5 protein-coding genes are annotated in these 4,077 nt (G+C 51.4%); 1 reads left to right on the top strand and 4 read right to left on the bottom strand.

From position 1 onward, the window contains the following. Positions 1-137: 137 nt before the first annotated feature. A complete protein-coding gene (locus OEL57_RS14875; protein ID WP_300741526.1) occupies positions 138-1,106 on the top strand; it encodes a metal ABC transporter solute-binding protein, Zn/Mn family in 969 nt (322 codons plus the stop codon). Positions 1,107-1,112: 6 nt separating this feature from the next. On the opposite strand, the gene OEL57_RS14870 is transcribed toward OEL57_RS14875, so the two are convergent. Genes OEL57_RS14870 through OEL57_RS14855 form a run of 4 tightly spaced genes read right to left on the bottom strand, consistent with a single transcriptional unit; the run spans position 1,113 to position 3,904 of the window. Next, entirely contained in the window at positions 1,113-1,241 is a 129-nt protein-coding gene (locus OEL57_RS14870; RefSeq protein WP_300741524.1) for a FeoB-associated Cys-rich membrane protein, read from the bottom strand. Position 1,242: 1 nt separating this feature from the next. Beyond that, entirely contained in the window at positions 1,243-3,390 is a 2,148-nt protein-coding gene (feoB, locus tag OEL57_RS14865; protein WP_300741523.1) for a ferrous iron transport protein B, read from the bottom strand. Beyond that, on the bottom strand, positions 3,387-3,617 hold the full coding sequence (locus OEL57_RS14860; RefSeq protein ID WP_300741522.1) for a FeoA family protein: 231 nt from the start codon (positions 3,615-3,617) through the stop codon (positions 3,387-3,389). The genes feoB and OEL57_RS14860 overlap by 4 nt, the downstream gene beginning before the upstream one ends. Beyond that, positions 3,614-3,904: a FeoA domain-containing protein gene (locus OEL57_RS14855; RefSeq protein WP_300741521.1), complete on the bottom strand. Its 291-nt coding sequence runs from the start codon at positions 3,902-3,904 to the stop codon at positions 3,614-3,616. Before OEL57_RS14855 ends, OEL57_RS14860 begins: the two co-directional genes overlap by 4 nt. Positions 3,905-4,077 lie beyond the last annotated feature (173 nt).

Here is a 4,077-nt window from a genome sequence, read left to right as displayed (position 1 = left end):
AAAATCTACACCTCTGCCAACTCTTATGAGTGGGATGTGGTGGGCGGCACCGGAGCTAATCCGGCAATAGTGAACGAACCTGGCCGGTTTGTGTACGGCAGCCTCAGCTTTAAATGGTGATTAAAGGAGTTCTTGCTATGAAAAAACTATTTGGATTTATCTTGATCATTGTCAGTCTGGCGATGGCAGGTTGCCAGGACAAAAAGCCGGTTTCCACCGTAACCACTGACAAAAAACTGGTGATAATAACCACTCTTTTTCCGCTGTATGATTTTGCACGTACCATTGCCGGTGATAAAGCAGAGGTCACATTGCTACTGCCACCGGGAGTGGAGGCTCATTCTTTTGAGCCTCGGCCTGATGATGTAGTGAAGATAGCAAAGGCAGGCCTGTTCATCTATACCAACAAGTTTATGGAACCATGGGCGGAAAAGTTCATATCCGGTCTGAATAGCACCGTCGTTACTGTTGTAGATGCAAGTAAGGGGATCACCCTGCAACCGGCGCGATCCAAACATCATCAAGCTGATCAACATAAAAAAGGAGCTGACGCTCATCATCACCACCATCATCCGGCCATGGATCCCCATATCTGGCTTGATCTTGGCAATGCTCAGTTGATGGTTGATACGATTGCAGCCACCATGTCAGCCAAAGATCCAGCTAACAGTGCAACCTATGCCGCTAACACCACTGCATTGAAACAACAGCTTACCCAGCTGGATACGGATTTTCGTAGCGGCCTGTCGCAATGCGGCAAAAAGACCTTTCTGCATGGCGGACATTACGCCTTTGGGTATCTTTCCAACCGGTATGACCTGCAGTATGAGTCAGCAATATCAGTCAATGCCAATGCAGAGCCAAACCCTGCCAGGATGATAGAGTTGATCAAACAGGTGAAGAGCTCTGGATTGAAGTATGTGTTCAGTGAAGAGATGGTATCGCCCCGTCTTACTGAGGCCATTGCGCGGGAAACCGGTGCAAAGGTGTTGTCACTGCATAACCTGCACAATGTAAGCAAGGATGACCTGCAGTCAGGAGCCGGTTATATAAGCCTGATGAGAAAGAATCTGGCTAACCTTAAAACCGGGCTGGAGTGCAGATAGCCTTTTTTAATGGTTGCAGCTTCCTCCGCAACCATCAGTGCCGCAGCAGCCCTTTTTCTTCCAGAGTGAGTGGTAGAGGAGCCAGATGGCTCCTCCCGCAATCGCAATCATCAGGGTGCTATCCAACAATCCCATCTTAGCCTCCCAAGCCCAGGAATCTGCCGCCCTGATAGATGATCAGCGCAACCAGCCAGGCCAGTACGGTTGAATAGACAAAGGCCACCCCAGCCCATTTCCAGGTACCAAACTCCTGCCGCATGGCGGCGCCCACTACCACGCAGGGCATATAGAGCAGGACAAAGGCCATGAAGCTAAACGAGGTGAGTGGCGTAAACTGGCCTTGAAATGCTGTTTTTAAGGCAGATTGCTCTTCTTCCGGCTCTTCTTTCTGCGGCAGATAGAGCAGGGTGCTAACCGCTTTTTTCACTGCTCCGCCAAAGGAGACCACGATATCTTTCAGGTCTTCTCCCAGGGTAGGCTGCTCTTTCTTTTCTTCTTCTTTTTTTGGGGCATAGATCTCCCCCATGGTGCCGACCACGATCTCTTTGGCAATGACGCCGGTAATCAGTGATGAAGCCGCTTCCCAGGTACCAAAACCGACCGGTTGGAACACTGGCGCTATGGCAGCACCGGCCTTGCCCAGGTAGGAATCACGCTTGTGTTCCACACCCCAGGGCAGGTTCAACATGAACCAGACCAGCACTGATACGGCAAAGATGTAGGTACCGGCCTTGATCAGGAAGTGCTTGCCTTTTTCCCAAGTGTGCAGGCAGAGGCTGGTGAACGAAGGCATCCGGTAGGGAGGCAGCTCCATAATGAACATCGGTGCTTCGCCCCTGAACAGGGTCTTTTTGAAGATAAAGCCCATCAGCACGGCCAACAGCATGCCCATGATATACAGAATCCAGATCACGGTGCCGGAGTTGTTGGGGAAGAACACACCCGCAAACAGCACATAGACCGGTAGCCGGGCGCCGCAGGACATCAGCGGTATCAACAGGGCGGTCAGGATCTTGTCCTTCTGGTTTTCCAGGGTGCGGGTGGCATAAATGCCAGGCACGTTGCAGCCAAAACCAAGCAGCATCGGGATAAAGGATTTACCGTGCAGGCCAATAGCATGCATGGCCCGGTCCATCACAAAGGCGGCCCGTGCCATGTAGCCGCTGCCTTCCAGAAAGGTGATGAAAAACATGATGGTAAAGATCACGGGCACAAAGACCAGCACTGAGCCGACCCCGGCAATCACACCGTCGTTCACCAATGACACGGTCCAGTCCGGCGCATTGATGCTACCCAGGATGGCTGCAACCCAGCGCTTGAACGGGCCGTTGGTCATCTCGTCAATCCAGTCACCAAAGGGGGATGAGAGATCAAAAGTCAGTTTGAACAGCAGCCACATGGCTGCCGCAAAGATCGGGATGCCCAGGAAACGGTTCAGCACGATCCGGTCGATTTTTTCGGTCAGCTCAATGTTGCGCTTTTCCGGTTTGGCCAGCACCTCCCGGCAAAGCCCTGATGACAGGGCATAACGGGTATCGGCCAGCAGCCCCTCAATATCATCACCATGGGCTCGCAGCAGGTGTTCAAACAGTTGTGCAGGCAATGAACCTACCGGAATGTTGGCAGTTTTTAACACCAGGCTGTCACCTTCCAGCAGCTTCAGCAGCAGCCAGCGTTGGGGGTACTGCTCCAGCAGGCTGGCATGTTCGTGCTGCAGGTGATCCCGCAACCCTGCCAGGACGGTCTCGATATCCTCACCGTAATTGAGTGTTCTTGGGGTATTTCGCTTATCAGCCACCACTGCCTTTAACAGCTGGTCAAGGCCGGTCATTTTAGTGGCAGAGGTGGGGATAACCGAAATACCCAGGGTCTCTTCCATCTGACTGATGTTGATCTTGTAACCCTTGGCCTTTGCCTCGTCATAGATGTTGAGTGCCATTATCATTGGAATGCCAAGCTCAAGCAACTGCATGGTCAGATACAGGTTGCGTTCAAGGTTGGTTGCATCCACCACGTTAATGATCAGGTCAGGTTTCTGGGTAACCAGATAATCACGGGTAATGATCTCTTCCTGACTGTAGGGAGAGAGCGAGTAACAGCCGGGCAGGTCAACCAGACGGATGTTGCGGCCATCAACATCAAACAACGCCTCTTTTTTCTCTACGGTCACGCCGGGCCAGTTACCCACATGCAGACGGCTGCCGGCAATGGCGTTAATCAGGGTGGATTTTCCACAATTGGGGTTTCCAGCAACGGCAACAATCAGTGGTTTCTGTTGACTCATGGCAGCACCTCGACCTCAATCCCCTTTGCTTCGTTCTTACGCAGGGAGAGGTTGTAGCTCTTAACCGTTACTTCTATCGGGTCACCCATTGGTGCGATCTTCTTGACCTTGATGGTCACGCCGGGGATTACTCCCATATCCATTAAGCGGCGACGGATCGGGCCGATGTTGCTGTCCAGCTTTAGTATTGTGCCCTGTTGACCAGGTTTCAGATTACTCAGGTTCATGCGCTGATTCCTTTCACTTTAATACTGCGAGCCATGCGGCGATCTATGGCTATCCGGGCTTCGTCCACCAGCAAGAGCAGCAGATTGCCTTCGTTATTCAGGACTTCCACCTGCTTGCCCACCCGTAGTCCCATCTCTTCAGCCCTTGTTGCAGTACTTTTGCGATGATGGTGGCCCTGTCCATGCTGATGTCCGTGACTATGGCATCCGCCGCCACAACCACCGCAGTGATGTATTTCTGTTATTTCGCCCCGTTCGCCAGGGGTAAGCAGTTCAAGTGGCATCATTCAATCCTCCAAATAGATTTGAAACACGAAGCAACAGAGTGAAAAGCGGTTAAAATGATTGTCTTTAAATCAGTTACATTGTTGTTTGATTATTCTCTGTTAAACATTCCGTTTACTATTTCTCTGTTGCTCCGTTGCTCTGTGTTTCATTGAGTTTTAGAATTTCAACACCA

Source organism: Trichlorobacter sp. (assembly GCF_030247655.1).
Classification (GTDB): domain Bacteria; phylum Desulfobacterota; class Desulfuromonadia; order Geobacterales; family Pseudopelobacteraceae; genus Trichlorobacter.
The sequence above is the reverse complement of the archived record's forward strand: the minus strand, read 5'-3'. Positions and strand labels throughout refer to the sequence as shown.

What these genes read in the sequence shown, in the direction of transcription:
- OEL57_RS14875 (WP_300741526.1), top strand. Translation starts at nt 138, where the DNA reads ATGAAAAAACTATTTGGATTTATCTTGATCATTGTCAGTCTGGCGATG.
- OEL57_RS14870 (WP_300741524.1), bottom strand. Translation starts at nt 1,241, where the DNA reads ATGGGATTGTTGGATAGCACCCTGATGATTGCGATTGCGGGAGGAGCC.
- feoB (WP_300741523.1), bottom strand. Translation starts at nt 3,390, where the DNA reads ATGAGTCAACAGAAACCACTGATTGTTGCCGTTGCTGGAAACCCCAAT.
- OEL57_RS14860 (WP_300741522.1), bottom strand. Translation starts at nt 3,617, where the DNA reads ATGAACCTGAGTAATCTGAAACCTGGTCAACAGGGCACAATACTAAAG.
- OEL57_RS14855 (WP_300741521.1), bottom strand. Translation starts at nt 3,904, where the DNA reads ATGATGCCACTTGAACTGCTTACCCCTGGCGAACGGGGCGAAATAACA.